The organism is Streptomyces sp. NPDC001787, assembly GCF_040297465.1.
GTDB lineage: Bacteria > Actinomycetota > Actinomycetes > Streptomycetales > Streptomycetaceae > Streptomyces.
This window is the reverse complement of sequence record NZ_JBEOZE010000004.1, coordinates 281,111-301,690: the sequence shown is the minus strand read 5'-3', so window position 1 is coordinate 301,690 and position 20,580 is coordinate 281,111. Positions and strand designations below refer to the sequence as shown.

Here is a 20,580-nt window from a genome sequence, read left to right as displayed (position 1 = left end):
CGCCGCGCGGCCCCGCCCCGTTCCCGCTCCCCCGCCCTCCGTTCCCGCTCCTCACCGGCCGGTCGGTCTCCGTCGGCCCGTCGGCCGGTCGGTCTCCGTCGCCCCGTCGGCCGGTCGGTCTCAGTCGTCGCACGGCACGTTCAGGGAGAGCAGCGACGCGCCGGCGCCCCCCTCGCCCGCCAGCCTGATCTCGCTCACCGCCGCGTTGCGCAGCTGCGGGAAGACCCTGCGGTACGCGCCCAGGGGGATGCCCAGCAGCTCGCACAGGACCAGGCGCAGCAGGGTGTTGTGCGCGACGACCAGGATCCGGCCGCCCCGGCCGCCCTCCGCGATACGGCGCAGGGCGGCCGTTCCCCGGGCCGCCGCCGCCCGGGGGTCCTCGGCGCCCGGGAACGGATGCGCCACCGGGTCGGCCCGGAAGGCCTCCGCGCCCGCCGGGTCCTCGGCGGCGAACTCGGCGAGCGTCCGCCCCTCCACCGTCCCGAAGTCGCACTCGCGCAGGGCGTGTTCGCGCAGGGGTACGAGGCCGAGTGCCCGGCAGGCCGGCTCGGCGGTCCTCATGGCGCGCGAGACGGTGGAGGTCCAGACGGCGTCGACCGGGTTCCGGGCCGCCCACCGGCCCAGCTGCCCGGCCTGGCGGCGCCCCTCGTCGGTGAGGGCGATGTCGCTGACCCCGGCGTAGCGGTTCTCCGCGTGCCAGACGGTCTGCCCGTGGCGGGCGAGCAGCAGGGTGGTGGCGGGCGGACTCGCGGTCATGGGTGCTCCGTTCGGGTGCGGGCGTGTGCGGCGAGGGCGGCCGGGAGCCAGCCGCGCCGTTCCAGTTCGTCCACCAGCCTGAGGTACGGCCCCAGCTGACGGGCCGTACGCGCCGGGTCCGGGTGCAGGGTCCGGCGCAGCCGCACCATCCGGCCCGCGGCCTCGTGCACGGTGCCGGCCGCCCCTGCCCCGTAGGCGGCGAGGACGGCCATGCCGAGGGCGGGTTCGGTGTGGTGCGGAATGCGGACGGTGCGGCCGAGGATGTCGGTGCGCAGCCGGTTCCAGTGGTCGCTGCGGACCGCGCCGCCGGTGAAGGTGAGCGGGCCGCGGACGGGGGCACCGAGCAGGTCGAGGTAGTCGAGGCAGAGGCGTTCGACGAGGCCGACGCCCGTCAGGAGGGCCGCCCAGTGCTCGGCGTCCGACGCGGGTTCGCCGAGCAGGAAGCCGTGGGCGTCGGGGGCGAGGAACGGGAAGCGTTCGCCGTGCGCGGCCAGCGGGTACGCCACCACGCCCCCCGGCCCCCCGGCCGCTGCCGCCGCGTCCAGCCGGGCCGGGTCGGCCCCCGGGAACGCGGCGGTCAGCGCGCCGCCGCCGGCCCCGGACGCCCCGCCGGGCAGCCAGCTCCCGTCGGGCGCCCGGTGGTTGTAGAGGACCCCGGTCGGATCGGTGACCGGCTCCCGGGTGACCCCCTTGAGGACCAGGGTGGTGCCGAGCACCGCGTTCCAGGAACCGATGGTGAGCGCCCCGGAGGCGATCTGTGCCGCGCAACCGTCCGTCATCCCGGCGATCACGGGCGTCCCCACCGCGATCCCGGTCTCCGCGGCCGCCGCGGCGCCCACCGCGCCGATCCGCCGCCCCGGCCGCACCACCGGCGGGAACAGGCCCTCGGGCAGCCCCAGTCCGGCGAGTGCGCCGCGCGGCCAGTCCTCCCGGTCCAGGGCGTAGCCGGTCTTCAGGGCGTGGCTGGAGTCGGTGGCCAGCCGATGCCCGGCGAGCCGCGCCACCACGAAGTCGGCCTGGTGGGTCACCCGGGCGCCGTCCTCCCTCCCCCCGTACTCCGCCAGCAGCCACATCACCTTGGGCAGGGCCCAGGCCGGTGGTGTCCGGGCCCGGACCGCCTCGGCTCCCGCGCGCCCGTCGTCGTACATCAGCGCGGGGGTGATCGCCCGGCCGGTGCGGTCGGTGAGCAGCACGGTGCCGGAGGTGGAGCAGACGGCGAGCGCACGGGGCGCGGGGCAGTCGCGCAGGGCCTGACGGGCCGCCGCGCACACCGCCGTCCACCAGTGGTCCGGCAGCTGTTCGTGGCGTACCCCGTCGCGTACGCCGGTGAGCGGGGCGGATCCGCTGCCGAGGATCCTCCCGCTGTCCGAGGCGATGACCGCGCGGACGCTCTGTGTGCCGAGATCGATGCCCATCCACATATCGGCTCCCTCTGTGAACTTCTCACTGTGCACTGAGAATTTCACTTGCGCGAGGGATTGACGCGCAACTTGTGGTGTTCCAAGCTCTGTTAACCAGTCGACGAAACGTGTGAACAGCATCTCCGGCCGGACCGTGGAGGTCACGGATGGACAGGATCGGGCACGACCGACGGCGCGTGGTCGCTCTCGGCGCGGCGGCGGCGTTATCCGCCGCTCCGCTGCTGAGCGCCTGCGGGACGGGCTTCGGCGGCGGGGGTGCCACCGGCGGTGACGGTTCCGCCGCCGATGACATCACCGGCTCCTTCGACTGGAAGAGGGCCGAGGGAAAGACCGTCAAGGCGCTGCTCAACAAACACCCGTACACCGATGCCCTGATCGCCGATCTGAAGGCGTTCACCGAGAAGACCGGCATCAAGGTCGAGTACGACGTCTTCCCCGAGGACAACTACTTCGACAAGCTCACCGTCGACCTGTCCAGCGGGCGCGCCTCGTACGACGTGTTCATGCTGGGCGCGTACATGGTGTGGCAGTACGGCCCGCCCGGCTGGCTGGAGGACCTCGGCCCCTGGATGCGCAACCCCTCGGCGACCGGGGCCGAATGGGACCGGGGGGACTTCTTCCCGAATCTGCTCCAGGCCGGCCAGTGGTCGCTGAAGGCGGGCGCCCCGCTCGGCCGGGGCGGGCAGTACGCGCTGCCCTGGGGCTGGGAGACGAATGTCGTCGCGTACAACACCGAGGTGTTCAAGAAGCTCGGGGTGAGGCCCGCCGAGTCCTTCGACGAACTGCGCGAGCTGGCCGGGACGATCACCCGCAAGGCGCCCGGCGCGGGCTTCGACGGGATGTACGGGGTCGCGGTGCGCGGTTCGCGGAGCTGGGCGACGATCCACCCCGGCTTCATGACGATGTACGCGCGCAACGGGCTCAAGGACTTCACCGTCGAGGGCGACGAGGTGAAGCCCGCGATGAACTCCCCGGAGGCGGTCGCCTTCACCCGGGACTGGGCGGAGATGGTCAGGAAGGGCGGGCCGCCGTCCTGGACCTCGTACACCTGGTACCAGTGCTCCAGCGACCTCGGGGCGAAGAAGGCGGCGATGCTCTTCGACGCGGACACCGCCGCGTACTTCCAGGCGGTGAAGGGGGCCTCGCCCGCCTCCGGGAAGATCGCCTTCCACCCCGGCCCGAAGGGTCCGGGCGGCTCGCTCGCGACGAACATGTGGATCTGGTCGCTGGGCATGAACGCCAGGAGCCGCAACAAGTCGGCGGCCTGGCTGTTCCTCCAGTGGGCGACCGGCAAGGAGCATCTACTGAAGGCCGCGGTCCAGGACAACCACATCGACCCGGTGCGCACCTCGGTGAGCGAGGCCGCCGCGTACCGGAACAAGATGGGGGCGATCCCCGGATTCATCGACACGTTCGAGGCGGTCGTCGGCCAGACGAAGATCCAGTTCACCCCGCAGGAGCAGTTCTTCGACGCGACGACGAGCTGGGCATCGGCGCTCCAGGAGATCTACGGCGGGAAGAACGCCTCGTCCGTGCTGAACGGTCTCGCGGGCGATCTGGCGTCGAAGATCGGCTGACCGGTGCCCCTGACGATGCCATCGGCGCCCCCCGAGCCCGCGGCCGGCCCTCGCGAGGACGTGGCAGCCGCCCGGCCGGTGCCCGCGTGGCGCCGCTCGCTGCGGCCGTATCTCCTGATCGTTCCGGCGCTGCTGCTGACCGGCGGCATCCTCTATCCGTTCGGACTGGGCCTCTACTACACGCTGTTCGACTTCGCGGCGAGCAAGCCGCAGCCGGACCTGGTGGGGTTCGAGAACTACCGGCGGATCTTCACCCAGTCCTCGTTCTGGGACTCCGCCCGGGTCACCGTGCTGTACGCGGTGGGCGCGGCAGCCGTGGAGACGGTGCTCGGGGTGTCGGTGGCGCTGCTGCTGCACCGGGCGAGCGCCGTCGGGCGGGTGCTGGAGAAGATCCTGATCCTGCCGCTGATGATCGCGCCGGTGATCGCCGCGATCATGTGGAAGCTGATGCTCCAGCCCTCGGTCGGGGTGGTCAACCATCTGCTGGAGCCGCTCGGGCTGGGCGGGGTCCAGTGGACGGACACCCCGACCGGGGCACTGCTCTCGTCGATCGCCGTCGATGTGTGGGTGTACACGCCGTTCGTCGCGATCCTCGCCCTGGCCGGGCTGCGCTCGCTGCCCGCGTCGCCGTTCGAGGCCGCCGCGGTGGACGGGGCGGGCTGGTGGTTCACCTTCCGCCGGCTCACGCTGCCGATGCTCTGGCCGTACGTCCTGGTCGCGGTGATCTTCCGGTTCATGGACTCGCTGAAGGTCTTCGACATCATCTACGCGCTGACCGAGGGCGGCCCCGGCGACTCGACGGTGGTGCTCCAGATCCGGGCGTATCTGGAGGCGATCCGCTTCCAGCGCTATTCGTTCGGCATCAGCTACATGATCGTGCTCTGGGCGGTGGTCTACCTGGTGACGATGGTGCTGGTGCGCTATCTGGGGCGGATTCAGAGCCGTGCGGCGGAGGTGCCGAAGTGAAGCGCGAGCCGCGGACCGAAGCGGAACCGGAAGCGGAAGCGGAAGCGGGCAAGCCGACCGGCTCGGAGGCGCGGCGCCCCTCCGGCGGGAGCGGCGGGAGCGTAAGAAGCAGTATGCGCGGCAGGAGCAGCCGACGAACCCTGTCGGCGGTCGCCGCGGACGGGGCGCTGATCCTCTACTTCGTCTTCGCGCTGTTCCCGATCGCCTGGATGGTGATCCTGTCGCTGAAGCCGGCCGACGAGCTCTTCAGTACGTACTTCTCGTTCACCCCGACCCTCGACTCCTACCGCACGGTGCTCGGTGCCGGGGACGACCAGGGGGTGCCGTTCCTGCGCTTCTTCGTCAACAGCCTGGTCGTCTCGGTGGGGGCGGTGGCCCTGTCCCTGGTGATCGGACTGCCCGCCGCGTACGCCGCCGCCCGCTGGCGGTTCCGCGGCTCGGAGAACCTGATGTTCACCCTGCTCTCGTTCCGCTTCGCCCCCGAACTGACCGTGGTCATCCCGCTGTTCGTGCTCTATCAGCAGCTCGGCCTCTTCGACACCTACGTCGGCATGGTGTGGGTCCTCCAGCTGGTGACGCTGCCGCTGATCGTCTGGATCATGCGCTCGTACTTCTCCGATCTGTCGCCCGAGCTGGAGCAGGCGGCGCTGCTGGACGGCTACACCCGTAAGCAGGCGTTCTTCAAGGTCGCGCTGCCGCTGGTGAAACCGGGCATCGCGGCCGTCTCCCTGCTGGCGTTCATCTTCGCGTGGAACAACTTCGTCTTCCCGCTCATCCTGACCTCGTCGAACGCCCAGACGGTGACGGTCGGCGCGCTGTCCTTCCTCGGCGGCGACCGCCCCAAGTACAACCTCACGGCCGCCGCCGCCCTGGTCTCGGTGGTCCCGCCGCTGCTGCTGGCACTGACCATCCAGCGGTATCTGGTGCGGGGCCTGTCCTTCGGGGCGGTGAAGTCATGACCGCCCCGGCCGCCATCGCCCTGCGCTCCGTACAGCTGTCCTACGGCAGGCGCGTCGCGCTGGACGGCCTGGACCTGGAGGTGGCCGAGGGCGAGTTCTACTGTCTGCTCGGCCCCTCGGGCGCGGGCAAGACGACCACGCTGAAGACCGTCGCGGGCCTGGTGGAGCCTCGGTCCGGGTCGGTGGAGCTGGGCGGGGCGGACATGGCGGGCGTCGAACCGTACGACCGGGGCGTGGCCATGTGCTTCGAGTCGTACGCGCTCTACCCGCACCGCACGGCGTACGACAATCTGGCCTCCCCGCTCCGGTCGCCCCGCCACCGCCTCCCCGCGGACCGGGTGCGGGCCCGGATCGGGGAGACCGCCGAACTCCTCGGCATCAGCGCCCTGCTGGACCGGCCGGTGGGGGCCCTGTCCAACGGACAGCGGCAGCGCGTGGCGCTCGGCCGGGTGCTGGTCCGCCCGGCGCGGGCCTTCCTCCTCGACGAGCCGCTGTCGCACCTGGACGCCAAGCTGCGCCAGGCGATGCGGGCCGAGCTGCGGGCGATCGGCACGGTGCGCGACACGACCACGCTGTACGTCACCCATGACTCGGTGGAGGCGCTGGCGCTCGGCGACCGGATCGGGGTGATCAGGGACGGCCGTCTGGTGCAGAGCGGCACGCGCGAGGAGCTGTGGCACCGGCCCCACGACACGTTCGTCGCCCGCGCCTTCGGCCGGCCCCGGATCAATCTGCTGCCGGGCACGGTGACGGCCGAGGGGTGGTTCCGGGCGGCGGACGGGTCGTTCGAGCTGCCGCTGCCGGTTCCCGCCCCGCCGGGAACGCAGGTCCAGCTGGGGCTGCGGCCCCGGGACATCGGACTGGGCGACGGTCACGGCCCGGGGGACTCCGGGGAGCGTTCCGGCGGGCACGGAAGCGGACTTGAGGACAGCCCCGTCATCGCGCTCACCGGATCCGTCTACATCACCGAGGTGCTGGGACGGGCGACCGAGGTCACCGTCAGGACCGGCGGACAGCAGCTGTCCCTCGTCGTGCCGCGCGCCGAGGCGGCGGGCCTGCGCCCCGATGATCTGGTGCGGCTGCGGGCGGAGCGGGCGAGACTGCTGCTGTTCGAGGCCGACCGGCCGGAAAGACCAGGACGAAGGATCAGCCCATGAGCAGTCTTCAGCAGCGCGGCCCCGCCCCCCGTCAGGCGTCCATCGCCGAGTACGTCCTCGCCGAGGGCGAGGTCAGCGCGGCCGAGCTGGCGGAGCGGTTCGACGTCAGTCTGATGACCATCCACCGCGACCTCGACGAGCTGGAACGGCAGGGCATCGTGCGCAAGTTCCGCGGCGGCGTGACGGCCCAGCCGTCCGGCGTCTTCGAGTCGAACGTGGCCTACCGGCTGAAGACGATGCGCGCCGAGAAGGCCGCCGTCGCCGAGCGCGCGGTGGGGCTCATCGAGCCGGGCATGGCCGTGATGCTCGACGACTCGACCTCCACCCTGGAGATCGCGCGGCGGCTGCGGGCCATCACCCCGCTGACCGTCGTCACCAACTTCCTCGAAGCGATAACGCTGTTGTCGCAGGAGCGGGGCATCCATCTGATGGGGCTGGGCGGCGACTACGACCCCCTGCACTCCTCCTTCCTCGGGGTCTCCTGCGTGGAGGCCGTGCAGTCCCTCCAGGTCGATGTCTGCTTCACCTCCACCTCCGCGGTGTCCGGCGGCTTCGCCTACCACCAGGAGCAGCACATCGTGTCCGTGAAGCGGGCGATGCTCGACTCGGCCGCCCGTAACGTCCTGCTGCTCGACCACTCCAAGCTGGGGCGGGTGGCGCTGCACCGGCTCGCCCCGCTGTCCCGGTTCGATCTGGTGCTGGTGGACGACGGGGCGTCCGCCGAGGCGCTGCGCGACCTCGACGAGCACAAGGTCCCCTACGAGGTCTGCGCGACGGTCCCCGGGACCGTTACGGGCACCGGCACCGCGCCGGGCGGCACGGCGGGCACCGCATCGGCACGGCACCGGGAGGCGGCGATGAACGGTGACTGAACTGGCCCTGCGCGCCCTGCGCAAGACGTACACCGCGCGGGGCCGGGCGGCCGTCGAGGCGGTGCGGGCCATCGATATCGAGCTGCGGTCCGGGGAACTGCTGGGCCTGCTGGGCCCGTCCGGGTGCGGCAAGTCCACGACACTGCGGATGATCGCCGGTCTGGAGTCCGTCACCGGCGGCGACATCCTCATCGGCGGCTCCTCCGTCGTGGGGCTCCCTGCGCAGCGGCGCAACATCGGGGTCGCCTTCGAGAACTACGCGCTGTACCCGCCGTTGACGGTCGCGGAGAACCTCGGTTTCGGGCTGTCGGCGCGGCGGCGGTACGGCCGGGCCGAGATCCGCGGCCGGGTCGCGGCCATGGCCGGCCGTCTCGGGATCACCGACCTGCTCGGCGCCCGCCCGGCCGGGCTCTCCAGCGGTCAGAAGCAGCGGGTGGCGCTGGCCCGCGCCCTGATCCGGGAGCCCGACGTGCTGCTGCTCGACGAGCCGCTGTCCCATCTGGACGCCGCCGAACGGGATTCCACCCGGCGGGAGTTGAAGCGTATCCAGCGGGACTCCGGGCACACCGCGATCCTGGTCACCCACGACCAGGAGGAGGCGCTGTCGCTCGCCGACCGGATCGCGGTGATGCGGGACGGGGAGATCCAGCAGCTCGGCACGCCGGAGGAGATCTACGACGCCCCGGCCAATGTGTTCGTCGCCGACTTCGTCGGGGAACCGGCGGTCAACCTGCTCCCGGGGGTGATGGACGGCGGGGGTGTCCGGCTCTCGGACTCGGTGCGCTTCCCCGTGCCGCGCGGGCGGGCGGACCCGGGGCGCGCGGTCGTCCTGGGCGTCCGCCCCGAGGACCTCGCCCTGGGCGGTACGGGCATACCGGCCAGGGTCTCGGCCCATGAACCCCTTCTCGAATCGGGCATCGCCACCCTCGCCCTGGAGGGGGTGTCCGGTCCCGTCGTCGTACTGACCGGGCCCGGGATACGGCTCGACCGCGACGACACCGTCCGGATCACCGCAGACCCGCAGCACATCCATGTCTTCGACGCCGAGACAGGAGACGCCCTCCGATGAACCACCCCCCGATCAGGATTCTGGCGGCCGGTGACCACTTCGTCCGCAGCTCGCTGATCACCGAGGCCCTGCGTCTGACGGCGGCCGCGGACGCGGACATCACCGAACTCACCCTTCCCTGGCCCCTGGAGCCCTTCGGCAGGGTCGGCGAGGTCGACGAGGCCAGCGATGCCGAAGACGCCCTGATCGGCGCCCTGGAAGGGGTCGAGGTCTGTGTGACCCAGATGGCCCCGTTCACCGAGCGGGTGCTGGCCGCCTCCCCCGGGCTGCGGCTCGTCGTCGTCTGCCGGGGCGGCCCGGTCAACGTCAACGCGCAGGCGGCCCGCGACCGGGACGTACGGGTCTGCTTCGCCCCCGGGCGCAACGCGGCGGCGACCGCCGAGTTCACGGTCGGACTGCTGCTGGCGGCCCTGCGGCGCATCCCCGAGGCCCACGACACCCTGCGCACCCAGGGCCGCTGGGACGCCACGCATTTCCTGTACGAGAGCGCCGGCCTCGAACTGGAGGACACCCCGGTCGGCCTGATCGGCTACGGGGCGGTCGGCAGCCGGGTGGCGAGGGCGCTCGGCGCGTTCGGTGCCGAGGTCGAGGTGTACGACCCCTATGTGCGCGGCGATGTCCACGGCATGCGCGCCACGTCGCTGGACGCCATGCTCGCCCGCTCCCGGGTCCTGACGCTGCACGCCCGGCTGACCCCGGAGACCCGGCATCTGATCGGCGCCCGCGAGCTGGCGCTGCTGCCCCGGGGCGCGGTCCTGGTGAACGCGGCCCGGGGCGGGCTGCTGGACACGGGCGCGCTGTGCGACGCGCTGGAATCCGGGCAGTTGGCCGCCGCGGCCCTCGACACGTACGAGCAGGAGCCCCCGCCCACGTGCTCACGGCTGTTCCGGACCCCGCGACTGCTGATGACCCCGCATGTGGCGGGCGCCAGCCGTGCCGTCGCGGAGAAGGCGGCCCGGATCGCGGCGGCGGAGGTCGCCCGCTACGTACGGGGCGAGCCCCCGGCCAACGCCCTGTGAGGCCCTCGCCCGAAGAACTCCGCCGAAGCGGTTCCCTCCGGAACACCGCTGACGCGGCTCCCCGAAACCCCTCTGACCGGAGGTCGTGCGCCGTGACCAGGTACACCGGGACCACATACGTCGGGACCAGGTACGTCGGGACCAGGTACGTCGGGATCGATGTCGGCACCTCGCTGGTGAAGGCCGCCGCCTTCGACGAGCGCGGCCGCACACTGGCCGTCGAGTCCCGCCCCGTGGGGCTGGACATCCATGACGGCCACGTCGAGCAGGACATGGACGAGGTGTACGGGGCGGTCGTCGAGGTCCTGGACGCGCTGGGCCCGGACGGGGTGGCGTTCACCGGTCTCACCGGGCAGGGCGACGGGGTCTGGCTGGTGGACGCGGCGGGCCGCCCGGTGCGCAGGGCCATCTCCTGGATGGACGGCCGGGCCCACGAACTGGTCGACGACTGGCTGGTGTCCGGCGCCTTCGAGGAGGTCTACCGGCGCACCGGCAGCGCGATGTTCCCGGGGTGCCCCGGCCCGGTGCTGGCCTGGCTGGACCGCTGCGAACCCGACTCCCTGGACGCGGCGGCCACCGCCCTGTACTGCAAGGACATGGTGTTCCAGCGGCTGACGGGGGTCCGGGCGACCGATGTCTCCGATGCCTCGATGCCCTTCCTGGACCCGGTGACCCGGGCGTACTCCCCCGAGGTGCTGGCCGCGCTCGGCCTCTCCCACCGGGCCGGGCTGCTGCCGCCGGTGAGCGACCCGGTGGCGACCGCCCGGCTGCCCAGCGGGGTACGGGTGTCCAACGGTCCGTACGACCTGCCGGCCGCCGCGCTCGGCGCGGGTGTCACCCGGCCCGGCGACGGTCTGCTGATCGTCGGCACCTGCCTGGCCGCGCTGGTCGCCACCGACCGCCTCGATCTGACCGGCGAACCGGCCGGGCTGCACATCTCCACCGACCGTCCGGGCCACTGGCTGCGCGCCATGCCCGCGATGGTCGGCACGGCGGCCCTGGACTGGGTGCTGCACACCACCGGCGTACGCCTCCAGCAGGTCGACGCCCTGCTGGAGACGACGCCGCCCGGGGCGCACGGCGTCCGGGTGCTGCCCTATTTCGCGCCGTCCGGCGAACGCGCGCCGTTCGTCGAGCCCCGGCTGCGGGCCGAACTCACCGGCGTCACCCTGGAGTCGACCCCGGCCGATCTGATCCGTGCCGTCTGCGAGGGCATCGCCTTCGCCGCCCGGCACTGCCTGGAGGCGGCGGGGCTGACCGGCACCCTCGCCCTGTGCGGCGGCGGCACCCGCTCGCCCGCCTGGATGCGGCTGTTCGCCGATGTGCTGGGCCGGCCCGTGCGGATCGTGGAGGGCGAGGTGGGCGCGCGGGGCGCGGTGCTGGCGGCGGGGGCACGCTTCGGGGTGGAGCTGGACACGGCGTCATGGACGGCGCCGGCCTCGGTGGTGACGCCGGACGCCCGGCGGGCGGCGTTCTACGCGAAGGCGTACGAGGACCATCTGGCACGGCTCGCCGAGGCCCGGACCCACGCACGCGCCGACGGAGGTCCCGGCGCGCGCACCCGTACCCGTACCGGCTGACCCCCACGCGGACACCGCACCCCACACCCACGGAGCTCCGACCCCCCTCCCCGCGGCCGTACATGAACCGGCAAGCCGCAGTCCGCCCGGCCGTAACCCCCCATCGCTTTGGTGGTCCTTCCGCCCACCTGAGGAGTTCCCATGTCCCCTGCCCCCGGCCGCCGTTCGATCCTTCTGGCCACCGCCGCGGTGACCGCGGCGGCGACGACGCCCGCCACCGCCGACACCGCGGACCGCGGACCGCACCGGCCCCGGGGCCCGGTGGTCATCGGCCACCGGGGCGCGGCGGGCTGGCGCCCCGAGCACACGGCCGCCGCGTACACCTTCGGTGTGCGGTGCGGGGCCGACTGGATCGAGCCGGACCTCGTGCCGACCAAGGACCACGTCCTGGTCGTGCGCCACGAGAACGAGATCTCCGGGACGACGGATGTCGCCGGGCACCCGGAGTTCGCCGGCCGCCGCACGACGAAGACGGTCGACGGGAAGGCCGTCACCGGCTGGTTCACCGAGGACTTCACCCTCGCCGAACTCAGGACGCTGCGGGCGGTGGAGCGGCTGCCGCTGATCCGCAACCGCAACACGGTCTTCGACGGCCGCCAGCAGATCATGACGTTCCAGGAGGTCATCGATCTGGCGCGTGCGCTGTCGAAGGAGTACGGCCGCAGGATCGCGGTCTTCCCCGAGACGAAGCACCCCACGTACTTCCGCTCGATCGGCCTGCCGCTGGAGCCGGAGCTGGTACGGGTGATCCGCCGCAACCGCCTCACCGCCCGGGAGTGCGTCGTCCAGTCCTTCGAACCGTCCAGCCTGCACCGGATCGCCGGAGCGCGGCTCGGTGTGCCGCTCTGGCAGGCGCTCGGCACCGGAGGCGGCCCGTACGGCCACGGGATCACGTACAAGGAGATGATGACCCCGGCCGGGCTGCGGGAGATCGCCTCGTACGCGGACTGGATCGGCCCGGACAAGTCCTCGCTGGTGCCGCCGCTCACGCTGCTGGCCGACGCGCACGCGGCGGGCCTGAAGGTCGGTGCGTACACCTTCCGCGCAGAGAACCAGTACCTTCCCGCGCAGTACCGCCGGGGCACCGCGCCGAACGACTTCGGTGACGCGTTCGCCGAGTACGCCTTCCACTTCGCACGGGGCGTGGACGCGGTGGTGACGGACTTCCCGGACATCGCGGCGGCGGCGCGGGACGACCTGTGGGCGTAGTTCCCGCCACCTTCTGAGTCCTAGGCCGAAGGGCTGATCACGCGTGAACCCTCCTGCTGTTAGCCTGCTCTTGCATATAGGTTGCAATAACAACTGGACGGCATTTCCAGCAGTCGGAGGGTTCGCATCATGGCCACGTACACGCTCCCGGAGCTCCCCTACGATTACGCGGCGCTCGAACCGGTCATCAATCCGCAGATCATCGAGCTGCACCACGACAAGCACCACGCCGCGTACGTCAAGGGCGCCAACGACACCCTGGAGCAGTTGGAAGAGGCCCGTGACAAGGAGGCCTGGGGCGCCATCAACGGCCTCCAGAAGAACCTCGCGTTCCACCTCTCCGGCCACATCCTGCACTCGATCTACTGGCACAACATGACCGGCGACGGCGGCGGCGAGCCCCTCGCGGCGGACGGCGTCGGCGATCTGGCCGACGCGATCACCGAATCGTTCGGCTCCTACGCCGGCTTCAAGTCCCAGCTGACGAAGGCCGCCGCCACCACGCAGGGTTCCGGCTGGGGCGTCCTCGCGTACGAGCCCGTCAGCGGCAAGCTGATCGTCGAGCAGGTCTACGACCACCAGGGCAACGTCGGCCAGGGCTCGGTCCCGGTCCTGGTCTTCGACGCCTGGGAGCACGCCTTCTACCTTCAGTACAAGAACCAGAAGGTGGACTTCATCGAGGCGATGTGGCGCGTCGTCAACTGGCAGGACGTGGCGAAGCGGTACGCCGCCGCCAAGGAGCGCGCGAACGTGCTCCTGCTCGCCCCCTGATCCAGCGCGGACGTCCTGCCTCGTGATCGTCTTCTCAACCTTCACCCGGGCAGGCGGATGAACGAAGAGCCCCCGCGAGGACATGACTCGCGGGGGCTCTTCTCTGCCCGCCCCCGGCCGATAGCCGCCCACATGCCACCCCACCAGGCTTGTTAGCCATTTAGCTCATGTGCTAAACATGCGCCATGGACACACCCGGCGCACCTGTGGACCCGCCCGGCACGGGCGAGGCGAGCGCCTTCCGCGCCCTCGCCGACCCGACGCGGCGCCAGATCCTGGAGGACCTGCGGGGCGGCGAACTGGCCGCCGGTGAGATCGCGGCCCGGTTCCCGATCAGCGCGCCGTCCGTCTCGCGCCACCTCGGCGTGCTCAAGGGCGCCGGGCTCGTCACCGAGCGCCGTGACGCCAACCGCATCCTCTACTCGCTGGCCGAGGAGCGGCTCGCGATGTGCGTGGGTCGGTTCCTGAGCGCCGTGTGCCCCGAACAGATCGTGCTCCGCCACACCACGTGGCGCCCCGCCCCGGAAGACGACGCCTCATGATCGGCCCCCGGCTCTCCAGCGTCATCGAACGCCGCCTGCTCGTGAACTACCGGGTGGACCCGGGCGTCGCGGCGGGCCTGCTGCCCGCCCCCCTGCGCCCCCAGCTGGTGCGCGGCCGGGCAGTGGCCGGGATCTGCCTTCTGCGCGTCGGCGGCGTACGCCCCGGCTGGAGTCCGGCCCCGCTCGGGCTGCGCAGCGAGAACGCGGCGCACCGGATCTCGGTGGAGTGGGACGGCCCGGACGGGGTCGAGACGGGCGTCTACATCCCGCGCCGCGACAGCGCCTCCCGGCTCAACGTCCTCGCGGGCGGCCGGATCTTCCCCGGCGAGCACGGGCACGCGGACTTCACGGTGCGCGAGGCCGCCGACGGGATACGGGTGGCGTTCGCGACCCGGGACGGTGCCGTACGGGTGGACGCCGCGGTGGAGACCGCGGACGAGCTGCGGGGCAGTGAGCTGTTCACGGACCTGGAGGAGGCATCGGACTTCTTCCGCGCGGGGGCCAGGGGCCTTTCCCCCGACGCCGCCGGCCGCCGTCTCGACGTACTGGAGATGAACACCGACGCCTGGCGGGTCACGGCCGGGCGGGCCCGTTCGGTGCGGTCGTCGTTCTTCGAGGACACCGAGCGCTTCCCGGCGGGCAGCGCCACGCTGGACAGCGTGCTGGTCATGCGGGGCGTCCCGGCCGAATGGTCGCCGCGAGCCCCCTTCCCCCTCCCCGCCCCGGCTACCCGGCCTCGGTGACGAGCACGGCCATCAGCCCGTCGTACCCCTTGTCCCCCACGGTCTGGAGCGCGGTGGCGCTCAGGGTCGGGTCGGCCGCGACGAGTTCGGTGAACCGGCGCACTCCCTGCACCTTCGGATCGGCGCTGTCGGCGTCGACGACCTCACCGTCGCGTACGACGTTGTCGGCGATGATCAGGCTGCCGGGCCGGGTCAGCTCGACGGACCAGGCGAGGTAGTCGGGGTTGCTGGGCTTGTCGGCGTCGATGAACACGACGTCGAACGGCCCGTACCCCTCGGCGGCCAGCACGGGAAGCGTCTCCAGCGCCGGCCCGACCCGGACCTCGACGACATCGGCGAGCCCGGCCCGCGCGATATTGGCGCGGGCGACCTCGGCGTACGCCGGGTCCGCCTCCAGCGTCACGAGCCTGCCGCCCTCCGGGAGCGCCCGCGCCAGCCAGATGGTGCTGTAGCCGCCGAGGGTGCCGATCTCCAGGATGGTCCGCGCCCCCTGGAGCCGGGCCATCATATGGAGCAGTTTGCCCTGGTTCGGGGCGACCTGGATCTCCGGCAGCCCCGCCGCCCCGCTCGCCTCGACGGCGGCGTCCAGAGCCTCGTCGGGCCCCACCAGCAAGCCGTTGAAGTAGTTGTCGACCGCGGTCCACCGTGCCTGCGTCATGCGCGCTCCCTGCTCCGAAACGAGTGAGTTCCTCATGGGAACTCACTCGAACCTACTAGACGGAGGCACCCGGTGTCTTCCCGGCCCTGCGGTGGGGACGCGCGAGTGGCGGACGGGGCGGCCCAGCGGCGGGTCCGCGGGTCGGGCCCTCAGCGGGGATCCCGGCGCATGCACCAGGTGCGGAGGCCGTTGTCGGGAAGCTGGACATCGGCGGTGACCTCGAAGCCGAGGCGCTCGTAGAAGGCCACGTTCCGCTCGCTGGAGGTCTCCAGGAAGGCCGGGTGTCCGGCACGCTCGGCCGCCTCGATGCCGGGAGCCAGCACCGCGCCGCCGAGACCGCGCCCCTGGGCCTCCGGAGTCACCGCCACCGTGTTGAGGAACCACACCGGCTCCTGGGGCCGATGGGGGGCGACGATCTGTTCCGCGGCCTCGAAGGCGGTCGCCCGGTCACCGGCGAGCTCACCGATCAGTGGGCCGATCTCGGCGAAGGCGGGCGAGGGGTCCTGGTCGGGAGTGGACCAGACAGCGACGGCGCGGCCCGCTTCAGCGACCCAGACGCGGCCGTACACCATCCCGATGCGGGTCAGGCACAGCTCCTGGAACCGCCGGATCCGGCCCTCGTGGTCATCCTCGGCGATCACGTACCGCGTGTAGGGATAGTCGGCGAAGGCCCAGGTGAGGGAGTCGACCGCGGTCGGGACATCGGCGTCGGTGATGGGGCGTACGGAAGCGTCGTTCTGGTGCTGTGACATACCTTTGAGACGATCCGGACGGCAGGAGAATTCCCGGACGGCGGCACGTCGGCGGATCGCCCGGCCCGCTGCCGCCGCCGTCCGACCGCGCCGCTGCCGTCAAAGCCCCCGAGGGGAACGGGTCGCCATGTCGGGGAGCTCTCGTCGGGTCCTCCGCTCGACCCGGCGCTCCGGGTGACCCTCAATTTCCACCCGGACCGTTCCACGCGGGGCAGGACCGGCCCGGACCGGCGGTCGGGACGCCCTCGACGACCACGTCGACCTGCCGCGTTCTGGGGGCTTCGGTCCTGGGGGCTTCGGCGCTCATCCGCGCAGTATCCCCCCGACGGTCGCACCGTTCACGTGAGTTCAGCCTGCCCGGGGCCGTTCGCGGACGGAGAGAAATTACGTGCCGCGACGATCACAGGGCTGAAACGATGGGGGTGGTGGTCCACGCCGACACTGTCCCCGCGCGTTGCGCCCCTTTGCCTTCCGTCCCTTTCTCCCCACCCCGGTCCCCCGATGTACGAGCCGAAAGCGATACGTATGAGCCCCGCGCCCGCCGATCCCACCGTCCTCCACCCGATGCCCGGTCAGCCACGCGTGGTGCGGCTGAAACCGCTGGTGACCTCTCCACTGATCGAGGTCGGGGAGTACTCGTACTACGACGACCCCGAGCACGCCACGGAGTTCGAGACCCGCAATGTGCTGTACCACTACGGGCCCGAGCGGCTGGTCATCGGGAAGTTCTGCTCCCTGGGCACGGGGGTGCGGTTCATCATGAACGGCGCCAACCACCGCATGGACGGACCGTCCACCTTCCCCTTCCCCTCCATGGACAGCGCCTGGTCCGAGCACTTCGACCTGCTGACCGGCCTGCCCGCACGGGGCGACACCGTGGTGGGCAACGACGTCTGGTTCGGATACGGGGCCACGGTGATGCCCGGTGTCCGCATCGGGCACGGCGCGATCATCGGTTCACGGGCGGTCGTCGTCTCGGACGTTCCGGACTACGGAATCGTCGGCGGGAACCCGGCGAAGCTGATCCGGACCCGGTACGAGGAGAAGGACGTCGCGCGCCTGCTGGCGGTCGCCTGGTGGGACTGGCCCACCGAACACCTCAGCCGGCACATCCGCACCGTCATGTCCGGCACCCTCGACGAACTGGAGGCCGCGGCACCCGGCGCGTGAACGGCACCCCCGGACAACGGGGCGGGCGGGACAAGGTCTTGGCTGCTCACGATTCCTCGCTGTCGAATCGGGCGGTTGAGGTCGTCGCCGTGGCCGATCTCCTGGCTTCGGCTCCCGCCCGCCTTCACGCGGATGTCATCTGAAGAGCTTTCCCAGGTTGCTGGCGTAGCGCGTGATGATGTCGTCCGCGAGCTGGGTGTTCCACTTGACGTTGAAGCGGGTGACCTGCTTCCGCCATTTCTCCACGAACGAGGGCTTGTCGGCGCTTGTGGAGCTGGGGTCGAGCATGCTGTAGGCGGTCTTGCACGAGGGAAGGCCCTTCGCCTGGTCGAAGATGTCCGCCAGCGAGTTCACACCGCCCTCCCGCCCCAGCTCGTTCCACGTACCGGCCGCGGCTTTCGCGCACTTGTTGATGGCGTTGCCCAATCGGTTGTACAGCGGAAGCGGAACGACCTGGACTCCGTCGCGCTCGGCGAGATCCCGGGCCAGCCCGGCGTACTGCGCCGCGAAAACGGCCTCCTGGGTGAGTTCGAGGGGGACCACATCCACGGTGTACCCAGGTGGTGGCTGGTACAGCACCGCCCGTTCTCCGGGCAGGACGACCACCCTTCCCTGAGGCAGCCCGAGCAGGATCTGCCGGGCGGCGGTTTCGTCGGCCCACCCCGCAGGGGTCGCGGGATGCGCGGGCGCACCGATCACGCCGCCGTTGTCGCTCCAGAGCTGGAGGGGCACGGTGCCGACGTTCGTGACCACCGAGCAACCGGACGCCAGGTCGGCGAAGTGGGTGTACAGGCCGTCATAACCGGGCGCGACGGCAACGGGTGAAGTGGCTTCCGTACAGGGCTCAAGGGCCCTCGCGGTCCCCGGATCGGCCTGCGGCTCCGCCGGAACGGCGTGCGCGGTGATCGGGGCGGTGGCAAGGGCGAGCGTCAACGCCACGGCCGCACAGGGAGCGCGGCGCCTCTTCCAGCAGGCCGTCATGGACGACTCCTTGCCCGTTTGCCCCCTCGGAAGACAGTCCCATTATCCGCGCGGACCAGAACAGGCGCGCGGCGACGCCACGGGCAGGGCACGGGACCAAGGCCTGGCCCCGCCCGAGACCGATGTCTCGTGCACCCGGTGGGCGCTGCGGGCCCGCGCCGAGCGAACCGGCACCCCGGCGTCCTGCCGTCGGCTCGGCAGCAGCGTTCAGGCGCCGGCTCTCAAGCGTGGACCAGTTCCAGCGCCTGCTTCAGGTTGTACTCGGCGACGCCCACCATGAACTCCCGGCCGGGGAAGTCCCCGTCGAGCAGTCGCAGCGGACCCGCCGTCAGCGAGAGTCGCTGTGCCAGCGTGTAGAGCGCGAGCCGGTCCTCGTCCAAGCCGTCCGCCCCCAGCAGCCGATAGGTGTCGTGCAGACGGATGCGCAGAAACACGTGCTCCCACTCGACGTCGAAGTACATCAGTCCCTCGATGTCGATCACCACGGGGTTGCCGTCCGCGTCCACCAGCACATGGTCGGGCCCCAGTTCGCCGTGCACGACCGCGTACTGCGTGCGTGGCCGCACGGCCGCCGCCAGGTCCAGCAGCCGCTCCGCCAGCCGGTCGCGGGCGCCCGCGATCCGCGGATCGCGCGAGGCGGCCTCGGCCAGGTCCCTCAGGGCGCGGTCGAGAACCACCCCCTCGCACGACGTACCGCGCGACGTTCCCCCGCCGTCGACCACGCCCACCTTGCCGTACGCCGGTGCCCGGTGGCCCCGCATCGCCTCCAGCGACTCCGCGAGCCGGGCCATGACCGGACCGGCCGCGTGCCGGTCGCGCGCGAGCAGGCCCTCCAGGTTCTCGCCCCGGAGGTCCTCGACGATCGCGAGGTCGGCCGAGCAGTGGGCGCCGTCGCGGTCGACGAGACGGATCGCCGGAACGCGGACTCCGAGCGCGTCCAGCCGCGTGTGCGCGGCCTCGAACAGGTCGAGCCTGAGACCGGGCGAGAACGGATCGGTGAGGTCGTCGTCGCCCTCGGCCGTCGGCCAGTAGTTCTCGGCGTCGTCCCACAGGTAGGCGATCGCCGTCGTCGCGTCGTCCATCACCAGGCGGTACACGCCCTTCTTGCTTCCGCCCGCGACCCGCTCGACCGCCTCCAGCCGCCGCCCTGCCCCCAGCGCGGCCCGCGCCGCACCCGCCAACCGCTCCCGCGTCACTGCTCCGGATGCCACGTTCCGACCTGCCTCTCCATCAGACAACCCGCGAACCCTACGGGAGCGGTGGCGGAGGGACGATCGGTTCGCTCCGGCCCGGTCGCTCCCCGGAGCAGGATCACCGACGGTGACCGCCGGATCGCGGGCTCCGCGGGAAACCGGCGGCAGCCGGACGTGCGGGCCCACCGGCCCCGGGGCGCCCGGAGGGTTCCGGGCGCCCCGCCGTGTCACAGCGCGAACAGCGCCCGTACGGGGACACGGGCGTCCGCCAACGGCCGCAGCGCCAGCCGCATCAGAGCCAGCGCGTTGTCGTCGCCCGCGATGCGGTTGGCGCTCAACTCCCCGCAGGTCAGGCAGTGGTGGATCAGCGTCCACTCCCCGTCCTGCCGCACCGACAGGCTCAGCGCCTCCATGCGTCCGCCGCAACGGGCCGATCGGTCGCCCGGTATCCGCCGGTCGACGTGCAGGCTGGCCAGGCAGGACGGGCAGTGGTTGCGGTGTGCCGTGCCCGGTGCCACCAGTGGTACATCGAGCCGGCAGCCGACGCACCGGAACGCGTCACCACGCGCCCCCGCCGGTCCGTGGAGCACGTCCTTGGGCCGCTGGGGGCGGTGCTGCCGCCCCGACTGTCGAGGTCTACGCCGTGGCACGGTCGCCTCCCGTTCCGCTCCCGCGGAGCCTTCGGGCCCGGTTCACAGGTCACCGAACGCTTCGAGCGGGAACGGTGGCTGGGCCAGCGGACGCACGGCCATCCGCATCAGGATCAGCTGGTTGTCGTCCCCGCAGACCGGGTTCGAGGTCAGCTCGTCGCAGCGGGTGCAGCGGTGGACGACCATCCAGTCACCGGTGCGCAGCACCGCGATGGAGATGGGGGTCATCCGCCCCTCGCAGTCGGACGGCCCGCCCTCGACGTGGTCGACGAGGTGCTTGGAGTGCAAACAGCTGGGGCAGTGGTTGCGCCGGTCTCCGCCGGGCGCGTGCGCGGCGACGGTCAGTCCGCAGCGCACACAGGTGAAGGTGTCGATGAAGGACATGGCTGAACGGTTCTGGGGGTTGTCGTCGGACACCCGGATCACTCCTTGCCGAAGGTGAGGAACAAAGCAGCAGGGAAGTACCGAGCAACCCTCAGGGGCACCCGGCGCGAAGTGCGGGGCACGGGGGCGCAGGGCGCGGGCGCGAAAGGAC

The 20,580-nt window shown here is 71.9% G+C and carries 21 protein-coding genes; 13 read left to right on the top strand and 8 right to left on the bottom strand.

Annotation, left to right across the window (positions count from 1 at the left end; genetic code table 11):
- Positions 1 to 120: 120 nt before the first annotated feature.
- On the bottom strand, positions 121 to 756 hold the full coding sequence (locus ABT170_RS08165) for a histidine phosphatase family protein (protein ID WP_351865080.1): 636 nt from the start codon (positions 754 to 756) through the stop codon (positions 121 to 123).
- A complete protein-coding gene (locus tag ABT170_RS08160) occupies positions 753 to 2,177 on the bottom strand; it encodes an FGGY-family carbohydrate kinase (RefSeq protein ID WP_329944030.1) in 1,425 nt (474 codons plus the stop codon). The genes ABT170_RS08165 and ABT170_RS08160 overlap by 4 nt, the downstream gene beginning before the upstream one ends.
- Before the next feature lie 146 nt (positions 2,178 to 2,323).
- On the opposite strand from ABT170_RS08160, the gene ABT170_RS08155 reads away from it, so the two are divergent.
- From ABT170_RS08155 to ABT170_RS08100, 12 genes are all read left to right on the top strand, one after another.
- Complete coding sequence (locus ABT170_RS08155) at positions 2,324 to 3,754, top strand: ABC transporter substrate-binding protein (RefSeq protein WP_351865076.1); 1,431 nt, start codon at positions 2,324 to 2,326, stop codon at positions 3,752 to 3,754.
- 60 nt (positions 3,755 to 3,814) lie between these two features.
- A complete protein-coding gene (locus ABT170_RS08150; protein ID WP_329944032.1) occupies positions 3,815 to 4,720 on the top strand; it encodes a carbohydrate ABC transporter permease in 906 nt (301 codons plus the stop codon).
- A 113-nt stretch (positions 4,721 to 4,833) separates the two neighbouring features.
- Positions 4,834 to 5,679, top strand: a complete 846-nt coding sequence (locus ABT170_RS08145; RefSeq protein WP_351865072.1) for a carbohydrate ABC transporter permease — start codon at positions 4,834 to 4,836, stop codon at positions 5,677 to 5,679.
- Positions 5,676 to 6,836, top strand: coding sequence for an ABC transporter ATP-binding protein (locus tag ABT170_RS08140; RefSeq protein ID WP_329944034.1), 1,161 nt, complete (start codon positions 5,676 to 5,678; stop codon positions 6,834 to 6,836). The genes ABT170_RS08145 and ABT170_RS08140 overlap by 4 nt, the downstream gene beginning before the upstream one ends.
- A complete protein-coding gene (locus tag ABT170_RS08135) occupies positions 6,833 to 7,708 on the top strand; it encodes a DeoR/GlpR family DNA-binding transcription regulator (protein WP_329944035.1) in 876 nt (291 codons plus the stop codon). Before ABT170_RS08140 ends, ABT170_RS08135 begins: the two co-directional genes overlap by 4 nt.
- Entirely contained in the window at positions 7,701 to 8,777 is a 1,077-nt protein-coding gene (locus ABT170_RS08130) for an ABC transporter ATP-binding protein (RefSeq protein WP_351865069.1), read from the top strand. The genes ABT170_RS08135 and ABT170_RS08130 overlap by 8 nt, the downstream gene beginning before the upstream one ends.
- Positions 8,774 to 9,796, top strand: a complete 1,023-nt coding sequence (locus tag ABT170_RS08125; RefSeq protein WP_351865066.1) for a 2-hydroxyacid dehydrogenase — start codon at positions 8,774 to 8,776, stop codon at positions 9,794 to 9,796. Before ABT170_RS08130 ends, ABT170_RS08125 begins: the two co-directional genes overlap by 4 nt.
- Before the next feature lie 92 nt (positions 9,797 to 9,888).
- The gene (locus tag ABT170_RS08120; protein ID WP_351865064.1) at positions 9,889 to 11,376 is read left to right on the top strand and encodes an FGGY family carbohydrate kinase; all 1,488 of its coding nucleotides are present in this window, start codon (positions 9,889 to 9,891) and stop codon (positions 11,374 to 11,376) included.
- Between the two features lie 141 nt (positions 11,377 to 11,517).
- Positions 11,518 to 12,585, top strand: a complete 1,068-nt coding sequence (locus ABT170_RS08115; protein WP_329944039.1) for a glycerophosphodiester phosphodiesterase family protein — start codon at positions 11,518 to 11,520, stop codon at positions 12,583 to 12,585.
- A gap of 129 nt (positions 12,586 to 12,714) precedes the next feature.
- Complete coding sequence (locus tag ABT170_RS08110; protein ID WP_215110486.1) at positions 12,715 to 13,356, top strand: superoxide dismutase; 642 nt, start codon at positions 12,715 to 12,717, stop codon at positions 13,354 to 13,356.
- Positions 13,357 to 13,541: 185 nt separating this feature from the next.
- Positions 13,542 to 13,898: a metalloregulator ArsR/SmtB family transcription factor gene (locus ABT170_RS08105; protein WP_351865059.1), complete on the top strand. Its 357-nt coding sequence runs from the start codon at positions 13,542 to 13,544 to the stop codon at positions 13,896 to 13,898.
- Positions 13,895 to 14,641 (top strand): DUF2071 domain-containing protein, encoded by a 747-nt coding sequence (locus ABT170_RS08100; RefSeq protein WP_329944041.1) that lies wholly within the window; start codon positions 13,895 to 13,897, stop codon positions 14,639 to 14,641. Before ABT170_RS08105 ends, ABT170_RS08100 begins: the two co-directional genes overlap by 4 nt.
- On the opposite strand, the gene ABT170_RS08095 is transcribed toward ABT170_RS08100, so the two are convergent.
- Together ABT170_RS08095 and ABT170_RS08090 are read right to left on the bottom strand one after the other, a co-directional pair.
- A complete protein-coding gene (locus ABT170_RS08095) occupies positions 14,625 to 15,299 on the bottom strand; it encodes an O-methyltransferase (protein ID WP_351865056.1) in 675 nt (224 codons plus the stop codon). The genes ABT170_RS08100 and ABT170_RS08095 overlap by 17 nt on opposite strands.
- Positions 15,300 to 15,448: 149 nt before the next feature.
- Positions 15,449 to 16,051, bottom strand: a complete 603-nt coding sequence (locus ABT170_RS08090) for a GNAT family N-acetyltransferase (RefSeq protein WP_329944043.1) — start codon at positions 16,049 to 16,051, stop codon at positions 15,449 to 15,451.
- Between the two features lie 525 nt (positions 16,052 to 16,576).
- On the opposite strand from ABT170_RS08090, the gene ABT170_RS08085 reads away from it, so the two are divergent.
- Positions 16,577 to 17,221, top strand: coding sequence for a CatB-related O-acetyltransferase (locus ABT170_RS08085; RefSeq protein WP_351865052.1), 645 nt, complete (start codon positions 16,577 to 16,579; stop codon positions 17,219 to 17,221).
- A gap of 135 nt (positions 17,222 to 17,356) precedes the next feature.
- Here ABT170_RS08085 and ABT170_RS08080 read toward each other — a convergent pair whose 3' ends face one another.
- The 4 genes from ABT170_RS08080 to ABT170_RS08065 all read right to left on the bottom strand — a co-directional run bounded on the left by ABT170_RS08080 (position 17,357) and on the right by ABT170_RS08065 (position 20,429).
- Positions 17,357 to 18,202 (bottom strand): hypothetical protein, encoded by an 846-nt coding sequence (locus tag ABT170_RS08080; protein WP_351865049.1) that lies wholly within the window; start codon positions 18,200 to 18,202, stop codon positions 17,357 to 17,359.
- 221 nt (positions 18,203 to 18,423) lie between these two features.
- A complete protein-coding gene (locus ABT170_RS08075) occupies positions 18,424 to 19,398 on the bottom strand; it encodes a phosphotransferase family protein (protein WP_329944149.1) in 975 nt (324 codons plus the stop codon).
- 224 nt (positions 19,399 to 19,622) lie between these two features.
- Positions 19,623 to 20,045: an RNHCP domain-containing protein gene (locus ABT170_RS08070; RefSeq protein WP_329944046.1), complete on the bottom strand. Its 423-nt coding sequence runs from the start codon at positions 20,043 to 20,045 to the stop codon at positions 19,623 to 19,625.
- Between the two features lie 42 nt (positions 20,046 to 20,087).
- On the bottom strand, positions 20,088 to 20,429 hold the full coding sequence (locus tag ABT170_RS08065; RefSeq protein ID WP_329944150.1) for an RNHCP domain-containing protein: 342 nt from the start codon (positions 20,427 to 20,429) through the stop codon (positions 20,088 to 20,090).
- Positions 20,430 to 20,580 lie beyond the last annotated feature (151 nt).